Below are 19,743 nucleotides of genomic sequence, written 5' to 3'. Positions count from 1 at the left end.
TTAATATTCGTGGGCCTGGTGGTAGTGACGGATCGCTTAACTTGTCTGGACTTATTGGATTGTCCAGGCTTGGACGCGGTCCCGGGAAATAGCTCCACCGTATAGACCGTACCCGAAACCGACACAGGTGGTCAGGTAGAGTATACCAAGGCGCTTGAGAGAACTGCGTTGAAGGAACTCGGCAAATTGCACGCGTAACTTCGGAAGAAGCGTGACCCCATTATGGGCAACCATGATGGGGTGGCACAGACCAGGGGGTAGCGACTGTTTATCAAAAACACAGGGCTCTGCGAAGTCGCAAGACGACGTATAGGGTCTGACGCCTGCCCGGTGCTGGAAGGTTAAGAGGAGGGGTGCAAGCTCTGAATCGAAGCCCCAGTAAACGGCGGCCGTAACTATAACGGTCCTAAGGTAGCGAAATTCCTTGTCGGGTAAGTTCCGACCTGCACGAATGGCGTAACGACTTCCCCGCTGTCTCCAACGCAGACTCAGTGAAATTGAATTCCCCGTGAAGATGCGGGGTTCCTGCGGTCAGACGGAAAGACCCCGTGCACCTTTACTATAGCTTTACACTGGCATTCGTGTCGGCATGTGTAGGATAGGTGGTAGGCTTTGAAGCAGGGACGCCAGTTCCTGTGGAGCCATCCTTGAAATACCACCCTTATCGTCATGGATGTCTAACCGCGGTCCGTCATCCGGATCCGGGACAGTGTATGGTGGGTAGTTTGACTGGGGCGGTCGCCTCCGAAAGAGTAACGGAGGCGCGCGATGGTGGGCTCAGAGCGGTCGGAAATCGCTCGTCGAGTGCAATGGCATAAGCCCGCCTGACTGCGAGACTGACAAGTCGAGCAGAGACGAAAGTCGGTCATAGTGATCCGGTGGTCCCGCGTGGAAGGGCCATCGCTCAACGGATAAAAGGTACGCCGGGGATAACAGGCTGATGACCCCCAAGAGTCCATATCGACGGGGTTGTTTGGCACCTCGATGTCGGCTCATCGCATCCTGGGGCTGGAGCAGGTCCCAAGGGTTTGGCTGTTCGCCAATTAAAGCGGTACGTGAGCTGGGTTCAGAACGTCGTGAGACAGTTCGGTCCCTATCTGCCGTGGGTGTAGGAATATTGACAGGATCTGTCCCTAGTACGAGAGGACCGGGATGGACATATCTCTGGTGGACCTGTTGTCCTGCCAAGGGCATAGCAGGGTAGCTATATATGGAAGGGATAACCGCTGAAGGCATCTAAGCGGGAAACCCACCTGAAAACGAGTATTCCCTCGAGAACCGTGGAAGACGACCACGTTGATAGGCCGGGTGTGGAAGTGCGGCAACGCATGAAGCTTACCGGTACTAATCGTTCGATCGGCTTGATCGTTCTTGTTGCCTATGCTCATCAAACGAAGTTTGATGATGCTATCTTCTGTCCTCACGCTGTCGCGATCGGAAGATCGCTTCGCTGCGGACGGCGCGCGCCACAAGGCGCGACGCGCTCTGCGCTTGCGGCATTCGGCCGGGGCGGCAGACAAAAGACGTGTTCAAAAAAAGAGGCGAAAGCCTCACCAGCTTCTCACAATTGCTCCCTCCGGGAGCAAAACTTGCGCTTTGCCGACCTGGTGGTTCTGGCGGGGTGGCTGCACCCGTTCCCATTCCGAACACGGCCGTGAAACGCCCCAGCGCCGATGGTACTTCGTCTTAAGACGCGGGAGAGTAGGTCGCTGCCAGGTCTGCAAAGCGCAAGTCAAAAACATCTTCTCGCACACACCCGGCCCCTCCCAAGACCGGGCCAACACAACTCGGAATTCGACGACTTGACGCGGGGTGGAGCAGCCCGGTAGCTCGTCAGGCTCATAACCTGAAGGCCGCAGGTTCAAATCCTGCCCCCGCAACCAAACAGTCCTCAAAACGGCCCGCCAAGCGCGGGCCTTTTTGCGTTCGCCTCCCCGCGCAACCCCCGCTGAAGCCGGCACAAGCCCCGCCGACGCGCGGATTTCTACCTCTCGCAGCAGGCAGGGGAGGCAGGCGGCGCCGTGTCGCCGTCACGAGCTGCAGGTCTTCTGACCTGCCACGGGTAATTTCCTCCAGTTTGGATTAGAGTCCGGCCTATTGAAGGACGGACGCATGAAGAAGCAGAGATTTACGGAAGAGCAGATTATTGCGGTACTGAAGGAGCAGGAGGCTGGCGCGAAGGTGGCGGACCTCTGCCGCAAGCATGGGATTTCGGATGCGACATTTTACAATTGGAAAGCCAAATACGGGGGCATGGAGGTTTCCGAGGCGAAGCGCCTGAAGGCGCTCGAAGAGGAGAACGCCAAGCTGAAGAAGCTGCTCGCCGAGCAGATGCTGGATGCCGCCGCACTCCGCGAGCTTCTTGCAAAAAAATGGTAAGGCCCGCCGCCAAGCGTGAAGCCGTCGCGCATCTGAAGGCCGTCATGGGCCTCTCGGAGCGGCGGGCCTGCCAGATCATCTCCGCTGACCGGAAGATGGTGCGCTATCGGTCACGCCGACCGTCAGAGGCCGAACTGCGGAAGAAGCTTCGCGACCTCGCCAACGAGCGACGGCGTTTCGGCTACCGGCGACTGTTCGTCCTGCTCAGGCGGGAGGGAGAGCCGTCCGGCGTCAACCGCATCTATCGGCTGTATCGCGAGGAAGGGCTTACGGTTCGCAAGCGGAAAGCCAGGCGGCGTGCCGTCGGCACGCGTGCGCCGATACTGGTCGAAGCGAAGGCCAATGCCCGCTGGTCGCTGGATTTCGTCCATGATCAGTTCGCCTGCGGAAGAAGATTTCGCGTGCTCAACATCGTCGATGACGTGACGCGCGAATGCCTGGCAGCGATCCCCGACACCTCGATCTCCGGCCGTCGTGTTGCTCGCGAATTGACGGCGCTCCTCGAGCGGCGCGGCAAGCCCGGCATGATTGTCTCCGACCATGGCACGGAATTCACGTCGAACGCGATCCTCGCCTGGTCAAAGGAGCACAAGGTCGAGTGGCATTACATCGCACCGGGAAAGCCGATGCAGAACGGCTATATCGAGTCCTTCAACGGGCGGATGCGCGACGAGCTGCTGAACGAAAGCCTGTTTTTCGGTCTCGATCATGCCCGCAGCGCCATCGCCGAATGGGCAGACGATTATAACCATTCCCGGCCGCACTCATCGCTCGGATATCAGACCCCGGCAAGCTATGCCGGAACCATCGCCGCAACCGGCTCCAACGCTGCGCAAGATGAAGGCTACGCGCTTCCGCCGGTTGCTCCCACCGCGCCAAGTGGCGTAATGAAAACCGCCGAGGCTCTAATCGCCGCTGGATGAAAGTTCAGTGGCAGGTCACTTCCAGGATTGAAACGCTTTCCGCAGCAAGTGCCGAAGCCTTCCCACTTGTAGGCAAGGGCGATGCTCCGGCTCGAAATGGTCAGTCCGGCTCTGGCGCGCCGGCGATCTCCGGATCCCAGGTGAACAGTTCCTTCGCTCTTGCGACGCCGCGAAGCGCGAAGCGGCCGAGCGAAACGGCGTTGGCGCGATGGGCGGCCGGAGAGGCCTCGATGAACTCCGAAGACATGATGAGGTGCCGTTCCACCGAGCGACACATCGAAACAATGCGGCTCACCTCGTTGACGGCCGGGCCGACCACGGTGAAGTCAAGCCTGTTCCGGCTGCCGATGTTTCCGTAGAAGACCTCGCCGATATGCAGGCCGAGATACACGTCGGTGGTCGGCTTTCCTTCCCCGAGCCGTTGCTCGTTCAGCTCGGCGAGCATCACGCGCAGTTGCCGCTCGGCGGCGATCGCCGCATTGCAGGCATCGGCCGGCTGGCGGCCGTTGAAAATCGCGAGGACGCCGTCGCCGATCAGTTTCAGTACGCTGCCACCATGCTCCTCGATTGCCGTGATCACCGTACCGGAATAGTCGTTGAGGAAGGGAATGACCTCCTCCGGCGCAATGCTCTCGGCGATGCGCGTGTAGTTGCGCAGGTCCGAGAACCACATGACCGCCTCGATGCGCTCGGCCGCCCCCCGTTCGATGCTGCCCTCGACCACGCGCCGCCCGGCGTCCTGGCCGAGATAGACGTCTGCGAGCGTGCCGATGATGCGGACGCAGGAGGCCGCCTTCACGGCGAGCGCAAGCGTCGGCACCAGCGTCCGGAGCACGTCAAGGTCCTCGTCGCTGAAGCCTGCACGTCTCTTCGTCGCCCAGTGGGAGTAAAAGCAATCCATCTGGCCTACCCGGCCGCGGTCGGTGAAGCGGTGGATGAAGCCGACACAGTCGGTGTGTCCCTCGGACTTGAGCGTGTCGAGGGTGGTGAAGGGGATGTCTCGCTCCTGCGCAAGGCGAATGCGGCGTTCTGTTTCGTCTGCCTGGAGCATGTGGAAGAAGAGAGAGCGCTGCCAGTTCGCCAGTGCCTCGCCGCTGGTCGTCGAGCCGTAGTGCAGAACGTCCGGCACTTCATCGCTTTCTCTGTTCCACTGGAAGGCGCGACCCTCGAATTCCGGGTGGAGCGTGTCGATCAGCCCGAGCGCGCGGTCGACGTGAACGCCGGCAGCATGGCAACGGTCGCAGAAGCCCGCAAGAAGGTCCTGTTCCTTGAGCCCGCGAATTGCCTCGTCCGACATCCATAGAACGATGTCGCGGATTGCCTGGTCCTTCATCCTCTATCCCGTCGTACTGTCGCGCCGGTTCGCCCGGCGATCAGCAGCACAGTGGCGCGCCTTGCCGTCGCGCGCAAGTCGGCGCGGGTTTCAGTCGAGGGGGCTGCGGGAGGCGTGAACCTGCTGGGGGCCCGCGACGGGCCCCCAGCAGTATCTGGGTGTTCGGTCAGCCCGCCGGCGCCAAAATCAGATGATCAATGCCAAGCGCGACGTTCAGGCCCTCCTGGACCTGGACATTGATCGGCTGCAGCATGAAGGCCTTGTTGGTGCCGCCGGCGATAACCTTTGCGCCGCCGCCGACGGCGAAGCTCGCATCGGCACCGAGACCGGTATATTCGCCGGCCAGCGCATACTCGGTGAAAGGCGTGCCGGTCTTCGCCAGCACGTCCCAGACCATGACGGTCTTGCCGGTCGAGCCAATGTCGATGCCGATCTTGGTGATCCTGCCGGCATAGACGGCTCCTGGCGATCCATCCGCAGGCTTGAAGGTGCACATCAGGTTTTTGGTGGAGGTGACGATGAGCCCCGTGCCGCCCTCGGAGCCGCAGGTCAGGCGACCGAGCGCCATATAGTTCTGGGCGGGCGCCGTTCCTGAAAGGGCCGCAAGGGCGGTCGCCGCGATGACAATGTGTCTGATCATGGCTCAGATCTCCGTTTGGAAGCTCTGGTCAAACGGATTGAACCCCTGATGGTTCCGCAATCTGCCGGTGCTACCCAGATCGGCATTCCACAAAGAAAACGCCCGCGGCATCGCCACGGGCGTCTGAAATTAGCGAGGGAGCGACCTCAGGACATTGCCTTGACGCGCTCCAGCCCGGCGCGGGCCGGCTCATATTTCGGATCGAGCTGCAGCGCGTGCGAATAGGACTTCTGCGCCTTGGCCTTCTCGCCGCGACGCTCGTAGATCAGCGCCTGGTTTGCCCAGGATTCTGCGAGCTTGCCGTTGAGGTTGATGGCTGTGTTGAAATCCGAGAAGGCGTTGTCGTCGTCGCCTTGCGCCGCATAGGAAATGCCGCGGCCGTTATAGGGCTCGGCCGAGCTCGGCGACAGCGAGATCGCCGTCGAGAAATCCTCGATCGCCTTGGCGTGATCATTGCGCGCCTGATAGATCAGGCCGCGATTGTGGTAGGCGCGGGGATCGGTGGTGTCGAGCTGGATCGCCTTGCTGAAATCGTTGAGGGCAGGGTCCAACTGGTTGGCCTGGCGATAGAGGTTGCCGCGGCCGATATAGGCGACGTCGTAATTCGGATTGAGCTGGAGCGCCGCATTGTAGTCGGCAAGCGCCGCCTGCTGGTCGCCCATGTTGCGATGGACGAGCCCGCGGTTGGCATAGGCCTGGTAGAAGCTCGGGTTGAGCTTAATCGCCTGGTCGAAATCGGCAAGCGCCCGGCGGAATTCGCCGGCGCGGCCATAGGCCGAACCACGCACATTATAGGCTTCCGGGTCGCTCGGATTGGAGGCGATGACGCTCGACAGCGACGCGATGTTTTCTTCCGAGCCCTGCTTCCGCTCGACGCGGATCATCGATTCGGAGGCGTTGTCGGTCTGGCATCCGGCAAGCAGCAGAGCCGAGCCGAGTATCAGCATGGCAGCAAGCTTCGGATTGCGCTGGCGGCGGCGGTGCGCCTCTTGAAAGGTGAAACCGGAGACGTCCGCAGTCATGGCAGCAAGTGTCAAAGTCGATCCCTCAAGCGACAGGTCCCAGTGCTTTCCTTTACGGAGAGCGGCGAAGGCGCGGGGCTCCGGGGCTCAATGAGCGCCTCGGATGAACCGACCGGCCTATTTCCGGGCGGCTGACCGTCGCCAACTGATGCGGCAGTCACGCTAAACTGCCGACGGACAGGGTGTCCATATCAAAATGGCGGCGGCGATGCCTCGCCCCCGCCACGATTTACATTGGAAAGCGTCGAAAAAACGACCAATCAGCGGGCCAGGAGGCCTTCACGCTGCGCGCGCTTGCGAGCCAGCTTGCGAACGCGGCGGACAGCCTCGGCCTTTTCGCGCGCACGCTTCTGGGACGGCTTTTCGTAGAAGTCACGCATCTTCATTTCGCGGAAAATGCCTTCGCGCTGCATCTTCTTCTTGAGTGCGCGAAGCGCCTGATCGACATTGTTATCGCGGACAAGTACCTGCACGTGAATCCCGTTCCTTTGTTCGAGTTGGCAGCCTCACCATCAGGTTTGGGAGGCAATAAGTCTACGTTCGCCGAGCCGAAAGCTCTACGATTAGAGGAGCGGATACCAGATGACGGGCCGAAAGTCCAGCGGCGAGAGCATCGCTGCCGGCAAAAATGCGCCACAGCGGGACAGAAGGAGGGCTTGCGCCTCGAATGCTTGTCGCCCATGTCGCAAGTCCGACCACATCCGCCGGATCGCGTCGCAAAAGAAACGTTGCGCCGTCACCGGATTTGCGATTTCTAACGCCGACAGAACGTATTTTCGGGGTTCATGGAGTAGCAGGCGGATGCGCAAATATTCTGTTTTCGCCGTGGCGCGTGAGGCACTGCGCGGCCACAAGGGCTGGGGCCCCCACTGGGCCTCGCCGGAGCCACGCCCGCACTATGATGTGATCATCATCGGCGGCGGCGGGCATGGCCTTGGGGCAGCCTATTATCTCGCCAAGGAGCACGGCATCACCAATGTCGCCGTGCTTGAAAAGGGATGGATCGGCGGCGGCAATACCGGCCGCAACACGACGATCATCCGGTCCAACTATCTCTATGAAGAGAGCATGGATATCTACGAGCATTCGTTGAAGCTCTGGGAGAACCTGTCGCAGGACCTGAACTATAACGTCATGTACTCGCCGCGCGGCGTGATGATGCTGTCGCACAACATCCACGACCAGCAGTCCTTCAAGCGGCATATCAATGCCAACCGGCTCTACGGCATCGACAACGAGTGGCTGACGCCGGAACAGGCAAAGGCCTATTGTCCGCCGCTCGATATTGCCAAGACCGCCCGCTACCCGATCAACGGTGCGGCACTGCAGCGCCGCGGAGGCACGGCGCGTCACGATGCGGTCGCCTGGGGCTATGCGCGTGGAGCGTCCGACCGGGGCGTGCACATCATCCAGAATTGCGAAGTGACCGGCATCCGCCGCGACGAAACCGGCCGCGTTACCGGCGTCGACACCAATCGCGGCTTCATCGGCGCGAAGAAGATCGGCATTTCAGCCGCCGGCCACAGTTCGGTGCTGATGCAGATGGCGGATGTGCGCGTGCCGCTGCAGAGCCAGCCGCTGCAGGCGCTGGTCTCCGAGCCGCTGAAGCCGATCTTCCCCTGCGTGGTGATGTCGAACTCGGTGCATGCCTATATTTCGCAGTCCGACAAGGGCGAGTTCGTCATCGGCGCTGGTACCGACCAGTACAATTCCTATTCGCAGACCGGCGGCCTGCAGATCATCACCCATACGCTCGACGCGATCTGCGAGCTCTTCCCGATGTTCCGCCGCGTCAAGATGATGCGGCAATGGGGCGGCATCGTCGACGTGACCCAGGACCGCTCGCCGATTCAGGGGGTGACGCCGGTGCCGGGGCTTTACCTCAATGCCGGCTGGGGCACGGGCGGCTTCAAAGCGACGCCGGGTTCGGCCAATCTCTTCGCCCATCTGATCGCACGCGGGGAGCCGCACCGGCTCGCCGCCGGGCTGACGCTCGAGCGCTTCCGCACCGGGCGGCTCATCGACGAGGCGGCTGCCGCCGCCGTTGCGCACTAGAGTTGAAGGATAGAGCGACCTTTGCGCCTTCCGGGGAAGACGCGGCGCTCTAACGCGAGGAATTACCAGATGCTTCTGATTTACTGCCCCTATTGCGAGGAAGAGCGCTCGGAGCTCGAATTCCGCAGCGGCGGTGATGCCCACATCGCCCGTCCGACCAACATCGCCGAGATCAGCGACGAAGAATTCGAGGCCTATTTCTTCCTGCGCGACAACCCGAAGGGCGTGATCTTCGAGAGATGGCGCCACATCCACGGCTGCGGCCGGTTTTTCAACGCCGCCCGCGATACGGTCAGCGACCGGTTCCTGACGACCTACAAGGCCGGCGAGCCGAAGCCCAATCTCGACGCGGCGCCCGAGACGAGCGCGACGGTCGAAACCTACGAGGCCCTGGAAGGAGCAGCCCAATGAGCGGGGTCAATCGCATTTCCGGTGCGGGGCGCCTGACGCCGGCCCGCACCGCACGCTTCAGCTTCGACGGTCGCACGCTGACGGCGCTCGAGGGCGATACGGTCGCCTCGGCGCTGATCGCCAACGACATCCATCTCGTCGGCCGTTCGTTCAAGTATCACCGCCCGCGCGGCATCCTTTCGGCCGGCGCCGAGGAGCCGAATGCGCTTCTCGACGTCTCGCGCGATGCGGCCCGCCGCCAGCCGAACGTGCGCGCCACCGTGCAGGAAGTGTTCGACGGCATGAAGGTCGCGTCGCAGAACCGCTGGCCGTCTCTTGCCTTCGACGTCGGCGGCTTCAACGATCTCCTGTCGCCCTTCTTCGCCGCCGGCTTCTACTACAAGACCTTCATGTGGCCGAAGGCGGCGTGGCACGCGCTCTACGAGCCCTTCATCCGCCGGGCAGCCGGCCTCGGCGTGGCGCCGACCGAGCCCGATCCGGATCATTATGCGAGCCGCTATGCCCATTGCGACGTGCTGGTGGTCGGCGCCGGCGTTGCCGGTCTCGCGGCCGCGCTCGCCGCGGCAAAGGCGGGGGCGAAAGTGATCCTCTGCGACGAGCAGCCGGATGTAGGCGGCGCGCTACGTTATGACAGCGGCACGACCATCGACGGCAAACCCGGTTACAACTGGGCCCAGGAGACCGGCAGGGCGCTTGCCGGCATGGACAACGTCACCGTGCTGGCGCGCACGACGGCCTTCGGTTACTACAACCACAATTTCGTCGGACTGGTCGAGCGGGTGACCGACCATCTCGCCTCGCCTGACAAGGCGCTGCCGCGGGAGCGGCTCTGGCAGGTGCGCGCCAAGAAGGTGATCCTCGCCAACGGCGCGATCGAGCGCCACATGGTGTTCGCCAACAATGACCGGCCGGGCATCCTGCTGGCCTCGGCCGGCCGCACCTTCCTCAACCATTTCGGCGTTGCCGTCGGCAAGAAGGTCGGCATTTACACCGCGCATGATTCCGCCTACGAGGCCGCCTTCGACCTCAAGAAGGCCGGCGTCGCGGTTCCGGTCCTCGTCGATTGCCGCGAAAAACCGGGCGAAGCGGTGCTGGAAAAGGCGAGAGAGCTCGGCATCGAGGTGCTCAAGGGGCACTCCGTCGTCAACACGACGGGGAAGCTGCGGATCGCCTCGATCACCGTCGCCCCCAATGGCGGCAGCGGGGCACGCAAGATCGCCGTCGATGCGCTGCTCGTCTCGGCCGGCTGGACACCCTCGGTGCACCTCTTCTCGCAGTCGCGCGGCAAGGTGAAGTTTGATGCGGAGACCGAGCGCTTCCTGCCGGGCACTTATGCGCAGGACTGCCTGTCGATCGGCGCATGCAACGGCACCGACGATCTCCAGGCGACGATCGACGAGGCGCTTGCCGCCGGCGAGCTGGCGGCGCGGGCCTCCGGCGCAGAAGGTGGTGCGCAGGTAACGCTCACCGGTCAGAACGCCTTCGAATGGACCGGCGGCATGATCGGGGCGGCCGAAGGGGCGGGGCCCGATACGACGGTCAAGGCCTTCATCGATTTCCAGCACGACGTCTGCGCCAAGGACATTCGCCTGGCCGTGCGCGAGGGCATGCACTCTGTCGAGCATATCAAGCGCTTCACCACGAACGGCATGGCCTCCGACCAGGGCAAGCTCTCCAACATGCACGGGCTCGCGATCGCCGCGGAAGCGCTCGGCAAGGGGATCCCCGAGGTGGGGCTGACGACCTTCCGCCAGCCCTATACGCCGGTTACCTTCGGCGCGATCGTAAACCATTCGCGCGGCAGCCTGTTCGATCCGGCCCGCAAGACGCCGATGCATGCCTGGGAGGAGGCGCAGGGCGCCGAGTTCGAGGATGTCGGCAACTGGAAGCGCGCCTGGTTCTATCCGAAAGCCGGTGAGAGCATGCATGACGCCGTCGCCCGCGAGTGCAAGACCGTCCGCGACGTTGCCGGCGTCTTCGACGCCTCGACGCTCGGCAAGATCGAGGTCGTCGGCCCCGATGCAGCCCAGTTCCTGAACCTGATGTATACCAACGCGTGGGACAACCTGAAGCCCGGCCGGTGCCGCTACGGCATCATGCTGCGCGACGATGGCTTCGTCTATGACGACGGCGTGGTGGGCCGGCTCGCCGAGGATCGCTTCCACGTGACGACGACGACCGGCGGCGCGCCGCGCGTCCTGCAGCACATGGAAGACTATCTCCAGACGGAGTTCCCGCATCTCAAGGTGTGGCTGACCTCGACGACGGAGCAATGGGCCGTCATCGCCGTGCAGGGACCGAAGGCGCGCGAGATCATCGCGCCGCTCGTCGAGGGCATCGATCTTTCGAACGAAGCCTTCCCGCATATGAGCGTCGCCGAAGGGCGGATCTGCGGTGTTCCGACCAGGCTCTTCCGCATGTCGTTCACCGGCGAGCTCGGCTTCGAGGTCAACGTCCCGGCGGATTACGGCCAGGCGGTTTGGGAGGCGATCTGGGCCCGGGCCGAGCCGATGGGCGCCTGCGCCTACGGGACGGAGACGATGCACGTTCTGCGCGCCGAGAAGGGCTACATCATCGTCGGCCAGGACACCGACGGCACCCTCACGCCGCATGACGCCGGTGTTTCCTGGGCGGTGTCGAAGAAGAAGCCGGACTTCGTCGGTATTCGCGGCCTGAAGCGGCCCGATCTCGTCAAGGATGGCCGCAAGCAGCTCGTCGGCCTGCTCACCAAGGATCCGAAGGTGGTGCTGGAGGAAGGCGCGCAGATCGTCGCCGATCCGAACGAGCCGAAACCCATGACCATGCTCGGTCATGTGACCTCGTCCTACTGGTCGTCGAATTGCGGCCGCTCGATCGCGCTGGCCGTCGTCGCCGGCGGACAGGCGCGCCTCGGCCAGACGCTCTACGTGCCGATGGCCGACCGGACGATTGCGGTCGAAGTGAGCGACACGGTGTTCTTTGACAAGGAAGGAGGTCGCCTCCATGGCTGACCAGGCAATTCGCAAAGCTCCGCTCGCCGGCCTCAGGGGCGGCTCGCACGCGGCGATCCTCACGCCGGCGGCACCCGCCTCGCGGATATCCCTGCGCGCCGGCAAGGACGCGGTGCCGGCCCTCTCGGCCGCTCTCGGGGTGACGCTCCCGACGCGGCCGAAGACCTCGGCATCGACGGCCAAGCGCCACGCGCTCTGGCTCGGTCCGGACGAGTGGCTGGTGATCGACGAGGACGGCGCCGACCTGATGGGCGCTGCCGCCCAGAGCGGTACCCTGCATTCCGCGGTCGACGTGTCGCACCGCAACACGGCGGTCATCGTCAGCGGACCAGGCGCGGAAGTGGCCATCAACAGCGGTTGCCCGCAGGACCTGTCGCTCGGCCTCTTCCCGGTCGGCGCCTGCTCGCGCACCATCTTCGGCAAGGCCGAGATCGTTCTCCTCCGCACGGCGGAGGATACGTTCCGCCTCGAGTGCTGGCGGTCGTTCGCCCCCTTCGTCTTCGGCCTGCTTTCGGAAGGCGCTGAAGACGCGGCGCATTGAAAAGAGCATCGGAAGCGGCGGAGCGATCTGCCGCTTTTTCTTTTTCCGATGTTCGCCCCTCATCCGGCTGCCGCCACCTTCTCCCCGCAGGCGGGGCGAAGGACTGTTCCGCGCCGGCGCCAGTCCCGTCTCCCCGTCGCTACGGGCAGAGGGCTAGTCCCCGGGTTAAACCCGAGGAGAGGGGCAACTTGCGGCGTTCCTCGTCATTGGCGCATAAAGTTGGCTCGTCAGACATCCGCCGGCCGGTCCTTCGGGTCGAACTGGATGATCGTCTGCCACACCGCCGTCAGCGCCGGCTTGCGCTCGCCCTCGATTTCCACGGTCGCGTCATAGGTGATCATCAGCATGCCGGCGCCGCGGAAGCGGGCGTCTGCCATGCTGAAGCGGCCGCGCACCCGCGCGCCGCTCTTGACCGGCGCCATGAAGCGCACCTTGTCGAAGCCGTAGTTGATGCCCATCGTCTGCTCGCGGATCTTCGGCAGGCAATTGTAGTTCATCGCCGAGAGCAGCGAGAGCGACAGGAAGCCGTGCGCGATCGTGCCGCCGAAGGGCGTCTCGGCGGCCGCGCGCTCGGGATCGGTGTGAATGAACTGGAAGTCGCCCGTCGCTTCGGCAAAATTATCGATTGTCTTTTGGGAAACGGTGATCCAGTCGGACACGCCGATTTCTTTGCCGATCAGATTCTTGACGTCGGAAAGTGAAATGTCTTGCGGCATTTGTTTGTCCTGAACCAGCGGCCCCCCTATCGATCTATAGGCCGGCCGGGCAATTTCTAGCAAGTGGCGGTAAAACTTTAGAAAACCTCGACGAAGAAGCTGACCGAGCGCGCCGGAGCGAAGGCCGGCAGCCTAGCACCCGAGAGGGCATCGCGCCATTCGCCGACGAGGCTGGTGGGCGGTCTGAAGGGGTGGGGCGCATGGCTGCGGTTGATGACGACGGCGAGCCGGGTCGAGCGCTGCTGCTGCCGATCCTCGGTCGCCAAAACCATGGCCAGGTTGTCGGTTGCCGGATGTTCCCAATCCTCGACCGTCATCGGGTGACCGTCGAGGCGAAGCCAGGCGACGTCGCCTTGTCCGGTGAAGAATGACGTCTCGGCGAAGATGCCGAAGCGGCGGCGCATGGCGGAGAGCGCGGCCGTGTGGTCGACGAGTTTTTGGTCGAGCTTTTCCCAGTCGAGCCAGGTGATCGCGTTGTCCTGCGCATAGGCGTTGTTGTTGCCGTGCTGGCTGCGGCCGCCTTCGTCGCCTGCCGCCAGCATGATCGTTCCGCGCGAGGCGAAGAGGCTGCCGAGGAGCGCCATGGCATCGCTCCGCCGGGCCGTCACGACCTCCGGATCGTCGGTCGGGCCTTCGGCACCGTTGTTCCAGGCGTAGTTCTCGTTGTGCCCGTCGCGATTGCCTTCGCCATTCGCCTCGTTGTGCTTGCGCGCGTAGGAGACGAGGTCGAAAAGCGTGAAGCCGTCATGGGCGGCAATGAAACTGACGGTGCGTGTTCTCGTCTCGCCCCAGCGCGAAAACGTGTCGGAGGAGCCGGCAAGCGCTGTGGCGAGCGCGCCCACAGCATGTCGGTCGCCGCGCCAATAGCGGCGGATATCGTCGCGCGCCCGATCGTTCCATTCGAGGAAGCCTTCAGGGAAATTGCCGAGCTGATAGCCGCCGGGACCGGTGTCCCAGGGCTCGGCGACGAGTACGCGGTCCGACAGCAGGGGATCGGCTGCGATTGCCGAGAAGAGTGCTGCGTCGCGATGAAAGCCGCTCATATCCCGGCCGAGGATCGAGGCAAGGTCGAAGCGGAATCCGTCGACGCCGGCGGCAAGAACGAAGTGACGCAGGCTATCGAGGATCAGCCTTTGAACCATCGGGTGGTCGCAAGCGATGGTATTGCCGCAGCCGGTGTCGTTGATAAGTTCTCCCGGCTGGTCGATGACATGGCGATAATAGGTAAGATTGTCGAGCCCGCGCATCGAAAGCGTGGCGCCGTAGCGGTCGCTTTCGCCAGAATGATTGAAGACGAGATCGAGGATGACGCCGATGCCGGCCTTGTGCAGGGCTTCGACGGTTTTGCGCAGTTCCTTGATGCCGCCTGGAACCAGGCGCGGATCGAGCGCCATCGGCGCGATCGGGTTGTAGCCCCAGCCGTTGTGAAGCCCGAGCGGCGGCAGGTGCCGCTCGTCAATCCAGGCGACGATCGGCATCAGTTCGACGGCGGAGACGCCGAGGCGGTGCAGGTGCTCGATGACGACCGGCTCGGCGAGGGCGGCCAGCGTGCCGCGCTTCTTTTCCGAAATCTCCGGATGAAGGATAGTGAACGGCTTGACCGCGACCTCGTAGATCAGCCCGCCAGGCTGGAACAATGGCGGCTTCGGGTTGAGTGCCTTGACGTCGGTCACGATCGCTTTCGGCACGAGGTCGGCGGTCTCCTCGCCGAAGACGGTCAGGCGCGGATCGTGGAGAAAGGGGCGGTCGAGTTCAATAGCATAGGGATCGACCAGCAGCTTCGATGGATCGAACCACAATCCGTGATCGGGTGAGTAGACGCCCTCGGCGCGTAGGCCATAGCGACTGCCAGGCGGCACGTCGGGAAGAGTGATGCTGTGCACATCGCCATCGCGCGCCATCGGCAGACGGCGCAATTCCTTTTCGCCCTGCTTGTCGAACAGGCAGAGCTCGATACGGGCGGCATTGTGCGACCAGACGGCAAAACGTGTCCCGCCAGGCGTGTGCATCACGCCGAGGGGTGGAATTCCGGTCGTCGGCATGACGGCACGTCCTTTTTGATTCACGACTGAATTCTGTATTCCGTCCACCCCCTCTGCCCTGCCGGGCATCTCCCCCACAAGGGGGAGATTGGATGTGGCTCGGCCGGTGCCCGTCGCCGGACTCGGGCTGCCGGTTTTCCTGCGGGAGCGATGGGCTTGCCGCGAGTCGATCTCCCCCCTTGTGGGGGAGATGCCCGGCAGGGCAGAGGGGGTTGAGGGCAGTAGAGAGAAGGGCCGCGGGTCGCGATCCTCGCCGCACTGTTCCTCAGGTGATAACGCTCGGCTCCTCACGGCCGGTGCGCGACTTGATCTCGGCGATCTCGTCGGCGACGGCGATCAGGTCGGCCAGCGCTTCCTGGGTGTCGAGGTCGTGGCGCGCCGGGTCGGGCTCGAAGCGCTCGATATAAACGCGCAGCGTCGCGCCGGAGGTGCCGGTGCCGGAAAGCCGGAAGACGACGCGCGATCCGCCCTTGAAGAGGATGCGGATCCCCTGGTTCTTGCTCTCCGACTTGTCGACCGGGTCGTTATAGGAGAAATCATCGGCGGCCTCGACCGTCAGCGCGCCGAAGTTCGTGCCCGGCAGGCCGGCGAGCTTGTCGCGGAGCGCGGCGATCAGGCCGTTTGCGGCGTCGGAATCGACGCCCTCGTAGTCGTGGCGCGAGTAATAGTTGCGGCCATAGGTCGACCAGTGCTGGCGGACAATGTCGAGCGCGCTTTCCTTGCGGACCGCCAGGATGTTGAGCCACAGCAGCACCGCCCACAGCCCGTCCTTTTCGCGCACGTGGTTGGACCCGGTGCCGGCGCTTTCCTCGCCGCAGATCGTCGCCAGGCCCTCGTCGAGCAGGTTGCCGAAGAATTTCCAGCCGGTCGGCGTCTCGTAAAGGCCGATGCCGAGCTTTTCGGCGACGCTGTCGGCAGCACCGCTCGTCGGCATGGAGCGGGCGATGCCGGCAAGGCCCTTGGCGTAGCCCGGCGCCAGATGTGCATTGGCGGCCAGGATCGCAAGGCTGTCGGAAGGGGTGACGAAAATGCCCTTGCCGACGATCAGGTTGCGGTCGCCGTCGCCGTCGGAGGCGGCGCCGAAATCGGGCGCGTCGGGTGCCATCATCGTCTCGTAGAGCGCGCGGGCGTGGACGAGATTCGGGTCCGGGTGATGGCCGCCGAAGTCGGGCAGGGGGATGAAGTTCATCACTGAGCCCTTCGGTGCGCCCAGCCGTTTCTCGATGATCTCCTTGGCATAGGGTCCGGTGACGGCGCTCATCGCGTCGAAGACGACGCGGAAGCCGCCGGAAATCAACTTGCGGATCGCCGCGAAGTCGAACAGGCTCTCCATAAGCTCGGCATAGTCGGCGACCGGATCGATGACCGTCACGGTCATGTCCTCGACCTGCTGCGACCCCTCGACATCGAGATTGACGTCGCCGACGTCGGCGATCCTGTAGCTGTCGATCACCTTGGTGCGGGCGAAGATCGCATCCGTCACCTTTTCTGGTGCGGGACCGCCATTGCCGACATTGTACTTGATGCCGAAATCCTCGGTCGGGCCGCCGGGATTGTGGCTTGCCGACAGCACGATGCCGCCGAAGGCCTTGTATTTGCGGATGACATTCGAGGCGGCCGGCGTCGACAGGATGCCGCCGCGGCCGACGAGCACCCGCCCAAAGCCGTTCGCCGCCGCCATCTTGATCGCCTTCTGGATGACTTCGCGGTTGTAGTAGCGGCCGTCGCCGCCGATCACCAGCGTTTCTCCCGCGAAGCCTTCGAGCGAATCGAAAATCGACTGGATGAAGTTCTCGGCGTAGTTCTTCTGCTGGAAGACCGGAACCTTCTTCCTGAGGCCCGATGTGCCGGGCTTCTGGTCGCCATAGGGGTTGGTGGAGACGGTTTTTATCATCTGTCTTAGCCTTTCGCGAGAAGACCGGAGTAGAGCGAAGCGTAGCGTTCCGCACTCTTGGCCCAGGAAACGTCGGACTTCATGCCCTGGTGCTGCAGGCGCGCCCACACTTTCGGCTCGTTGTATGCATGCATCGCGCGCCGGATCGCAAGACGCAGGCCGTCGGCAGTGACCGGGCGGAACTGGAAGCCGGTTGCGACTCTCGCCGACAGCGCCGCCTCGTTGGCGTCGATCACCGTGTCGGTGAGGCCGCCGGTGCGGGCGACGATCGGCACGCAACCATAGCGCAGACCGTAGAGCTGCGTCAGGCCGCAGGGCTCGAAGCGCGAGGGGATGAGGATCGCGTCAGAGCCCGCCTGCATGAGGTGCGACAGCGGCTCGTCATAGCCGGTGACCATGCCGATGCGGCCGCGATGGCGCGAGGCAGCCGCCAAGAGCGCCCCCTCGAGCGCGCTGTCGCCTGAGCCGAGCACGATAAGCTTGCCGCCGAGCGTGACGATATCGTCGGCCACTTCGGCCAGGAGGTCCATGCCCTTCTGCCAAGTGAGCCGGCTGATGACGCAAAAGATCGGGCCGCGGCTATCATCCAGGCCGAAACGCTCTTCCAGAGCCTTGCGGTTGACTGCTCGCTGCTTGATCGCCGTCGGACCGTAGTTGCGGACAATGTGCGGATCCGTCTCGGGATTCCAGGTGTCGACGTCGATGCCGTTGACGATCCCGGTCAGATCGAGCGCGCGGCTTGCCAGAAGCCCTTCCATCCCCATGCCGAATTCCGGCGTCAGGATTTCGTGCGCATAAGAAGGACTGACCGTGGTGATCGCCGTCGCCGTCTGCAGGCCGCCTTTCAGAAACCCGACATCGCCGTAATATTCGACGAGTTGCACCGAGAACGCCTCGGGCGGCAGAGAGAGCTCGGCGAACACCGAAGGGCCGAACTGTCCCTGGAAGGCGATGTTGTGGATCGTCAGCACGGTCGGCACGTTCCAGGCCGAGCCGAAGCGCATATAGACCGGCGTCAGCGCCGCCTGCCAGTCGTGAACATGGACGATATCGGGCTTCCAGCCGGAAACGACGCCGTCGCCGGCGATTTCGGCGGCTGCGAGCGACAGGGCCGCGAAACGGCGGAAATTGTCCGGATAGTCGCGCCCGGTCGGATCGAGATAGGGCCCGCCGTCGCGATCGTAGAGCGCCGGTTGATCGAGGACGAGCAGGTCCAGTCCGTCGAACTCGGCCGCAAGCACGGTCGCCGGATGGCCGAATAGATTGTCGATGCCGCCGACCTTCTTTTTCTTCTTGAGCTTGTGAAGGACGGCGGGGTAGCCGGGCACGAGGGTGCGGGTGCGGATGCCATGGGGAAGAAGCGCCGCGGGAAGCGCGCCGACGACATCGGCGAGCCCCCCGGTCTTGACCAGCGGGTAGACCTCGGACGCAACGGACAGGATGTTCATACGGCGGCCTACATTCCCAGCTTGTCGATCATCGTTTGGGTGATCAGGCAGACGCCGTTCTCGGTCCGGCGGAAGCGCTTGGCGTCGAGCTCCGGATCATCGCCGACGATCAACCCTTCCGGGATGACCACCCGGCTGTCGATGACGACATTGCGCAGGATCGAATGCCGCCCGACCGTCACGTCGGGGAGAACTACGGCATTTTCGAGTCGGGAGTATGAATTGATGCGGACGCCGGTGAACAACAGGCTCTTGTTGAGCGTTGCGCCGGAGATGATGCAATCGCCCGAGACGAGGGACGAGGTCGCCGAACCGCGGCGATTGTCGTCGTCATGGACGAATTTCGCCGGCGGCTTGATCTCGGAGAAGGTCCAGATCGGCCAGGTGCTGTCGTAGATGTCGAGCTCCGGCGTGATATGGGTGAGGTCGATGTTCGCCTGCCAATAGGCGTCGATGGTGCCGACGTCGCGCCAATAGGCCTCGCGTTCGAAGTCCGAGCGGACGCAGGAATGGGTGAAGCGGTGCGCCACGGCTTTCCCGTGCTCGACGATATAGGGAATGATGTCCTTGCCGAAGTCGCGGCTCGATTTGGGATCGGCCGCGTCGCGGCGCAGCATGTCCATCAGGAACTTGGTGTGGAAGACGTAGATGCCCATGGAGGCGAGCGCCATCTCCGGGTTGCCCGGAATGCCGGGCGGATCGGCCGGCTTCTCGACGAAGGCGATGATCCGGTCCTTGTCATCCACATGCATGACGCCGAAACCTGTCGCCTCCATGCGCGGCACTTCGAGGCAGCCGATCGTCACATCGGCGCCGGAATCGACGTGCTGCTGCAGCATCAACTCGTAGTCCATCTTGTAGATGTGGTCGCCGGCGAGGATGACCATGTACTCGACGCCGTGATCCTCGATGATGTCGATGTTCTGGAAGACCGCGTCGGCGGTGCCTTCATACCATTGCGTCTCCGAGACGCGCTGGCTGGCCGGCAGGATGTCGAAGCTCTCGTTGCGCTCGGGGCGGAAGAAGTTCCAGCCGCGCTGCAGGTGCCGGATCAGCGAGTGGGCCTTGTACTGCGTCGCCACGCCGATGCGGCGGATACCGGAATTCAGCGCGTTGGAAAGCGCGAAATCGATGATGCGCGCCTTGCCGCCGAAATAAACGGCAGGCTTGGCGCGCCGGTCGGTTAGTTCCTTCAGTCGGCTGCCGCGGCCGCCGGCGAGAACATAGGCCATGGCATCACGGGCCAGGGGTTGAGTACGCTTTTCCACCATTTGTCCTCCCCAAGATCAGTTCTTCGAGGACCGCCCGGCGGCATTTTGCGACGCCTCGCGGGCCCCATGATTTCTTTC

At 63.4% G+C, this 19,743-nt stretch carries 14 protein-coding genes, 1 tRNA gene and 2 rRNA genes (1 of these 17 only partly in view); 8 read left to right on the top strand and 9 right to left on the bottom strand.

From position 1 onward, the window contains the following. From SS05631_RS15630 to SS05631_RS15615, 4 genes are all read left to right on the top strand, one after another. A 23S ribosomal RNA gene (locus SS05631_RS15630) occupies positions 1-1,369 on the top strand (it extends 1,428 nt beyond the left edge of the window). Positions 1,370-1,603: 234 nt separating this feature from the next. After that, positions 1,604-1,718, top strand: a 5S ribosomal RNA gene (rrf, locus tag SS05631_RS15625). Positions 1,719-1,806: 88 nt separating this feature from the next. After that, positions 1,807-1,883 (top strand) — tRNA-Met (locus SS05631_RS15620). A gap of 229 nt (positions 1,884-2,112) precedes the next feature. Further along, positions 2,113-3,302, top strand: a protein-coding gene (locus tag SS05631_RS15615; RefSeq protein ID WP_086022828.1) for an IS3 family transposase whose coding sequence is annotated in 2 segments (ribosomal slippage) — positions 2,113-2,365 and positions 2,365-3,302 — 1,191 coding nt in all. Because the reading frame shifts where the segments join, the coding sequence is not laid out codon by codon here. A gap of 100 nt (positions 3,303-3,402) precedes the next feature. Here SS05631_RS15615 and SS05631_RS15610 read toward each other — a convergent pair. The 4 genes from SS05631_RS15610 to rpsU form a co-directional block, all read right to left on the bottom strand. Further along, entirely contained in the window at positions 3,403-4,635 is a 1,233-nt protein-coding gene (locus tag SS05631_RS15610; RefSeq protein ID WP_037420355.1) for an adenylate/guanylate cyclase domain-containing protein, read from the bottom strand. 166 nt (positions 4,636-4,801) lie between these two features. Then, positions 4,802-5,275: a DUF992 domain-containing protein gene (locus SS05631_RS15605; RefSeq protein WP_037420352.1), complete on the bottom strand. Its 474-nt coding sequence runs from the start codon at positions 5,273-5,275 to the stop codon at positions 4,802-4,804. Positions 5,276-5,421: 146 nt separating this feature from the next. Beyond that, a complete protein-coding gene (locus SS05631_RS15600; protein WP_037420349.1) occupies positions 5,422-6,312 on the bottom strand; it encodes a tetratricopeptide repeat protein in 891 nt (296 codons plus the stop codon). 245 nt (positions 6,313-6,557) lie between these two features. Beyond that, positions 6,558-6,770, bottom strand: a complete 213-nt coding sequence (gene rpsU, locus SS05631_RS15595; protein WP_012709405.1) for a 30S ribosomal protein S21 — start codon at positions 6,768-6,770, stop codon at positions 6,558-6,560. A gap of 328 nt (positions 6,771-7,098) precedes the next feature. Here rpsU and SS05631_RS15585 point away from each other — a divergent pair, with 328 nt between their 5' ends. From SS05631_RS15585 to SS05631_RS15570, 4 genes are all read left to right on the top strand, one after another. Then, positions 7,099-8,352 carry a sarcosine oxidase subunit beta family protein gene (locus SS05631_RS15585; RefSeq protein WP_037420346.1) on the top strand — a complete coding sequence of 418 codons (1,254 nt, stop codon included), beginning with the start codon at positions 7,099-7,101 and terminating at the stop codon, positions 8,350-8,352. 69 nt (positions 8,353-8,421) lie between these two features. Continuing rightward, a complete protein-coding gene (locus tag SS05631_RS15580) occupies positions 8,422-8,763 on the top strand; it encodes a sarcosine oxidase subunit delta (protein WP_037420343.1) in 342 nt (113 codons plus the stop codon). Next, positions 8,760-11,753: a sarcosine oxidase subunit alpha gene (locus SS05631_RS15575; protein ID WP_037420340.1), complete on the top strand. Its 2,994-nt coding sequence runs from the start codon at positions 8,760-8,762 to the stop codon at positions 11,751-11,753. Before SS05631_RS15580 ends, SS05631_RS15575 begins: the two co-directional genes overlap by 4 nt. After that, positions 11,746-12,294 (top strand): sarcosine oxidase subunit gamma, encoded by a 549-nt coding sequence (locus SS05631_RS15570; RefSeq protein ID WP_037420338.1) that lies wholly within the window; start codon positions 11,746-11,748, stop codon positions 12,292-12,294. Before SS05631_RS15575 ends, SS05631_RS15570 begins: the two co-directional genes overlap by 8 nt. A 227-nt stretch (positions 12,295-12,521) precedes the next feature. Here SS05631_RS15570 and SS05631_RS15565 read toward each other — a convergent pair whose 3' ends face one another. From SS05631_RS15565 to glgC, 5 genes are all read right to left on the bottom strand, one after another. Then, positions 12,522-13,010, bottom strand: coding sequence for a MaoC family dehydratase (locus SS05631_RS15565; protein WP_037420336.1), 489 nt, complete (start codon positions 13,008-13,010; stop codon positions 12,522-12,524). Positions 13,011-13,087: 77 nt separating this feature from the next. Beyond that, complete coding sequence (glgX, locus tag SS05631_RS15560) at positions 13,088-15,052, bottom strand: glycogen debranching protein GlgX (RefSeq protein WP_037420333.1); 1,965 nt, start codon at positions 15,050-15,052, stop codon at positions 13,088-13,090. A gap of 265 nt (positions 15,053-15,317) precedes the next feature. After that, entirely contained in the window at positions 15,318-16,946 is a 1,629-nt protein-coding gene (locus SS05631_RS15555; RefSeq protein WP_037420329.1) for an alpha-D-glucose phosphate-specific phosphoglucomutase, read from the bottom strand. Positions 16,947-16,951: 5 nt separating this feature from the next. Then, on the bottom strand, positions 16,952-18,394 hold the full coding sequence (glgA, locus tag SS05631_RS15550) for a glycogen synthase GlgA (RefSeq protein WP_037420327.1): 1,443 nt from the start codon (positions 18,392-18,394) through the stop codon (positions 16,952-16,954). A gap of 8 nt (positions 18,395-18,402) precedes the next feature. Beyond that, positions 18,403-19,665 carry a glucose-1-phosphate adenylyltransferase gene (glgC, locus tag SS05631_RS15545; RefSeq protein WP_037420325.1) on the bottom strand — a complete coding sequence of 421 codons (1,263 nt, stop codon included), beginning with the start codon at positions 19,663-19,665 and terminating at the stop codon, positions 18,403-18,405. Positions 19,666-19,743: the final 78 nt, after the last annotated feature.

The sequence above is a fragment of the Sinorhizobium sp. CCBAU 05631 genome, from assembly GCF_002288505.1.
Taxonomy (GTDB): Bacteria; Pseudomonadota; Alphaproteobacteria; order Rhizobiales; family Rhizobiaceae; genus Sinorhizobium; species Sinorhizobium fredii_C.
The sequence above is the reverse complement of the archived record's forward strand: the minus strand, read 5'-3'. Positions and strand labels throughout refer to the sequence as shown.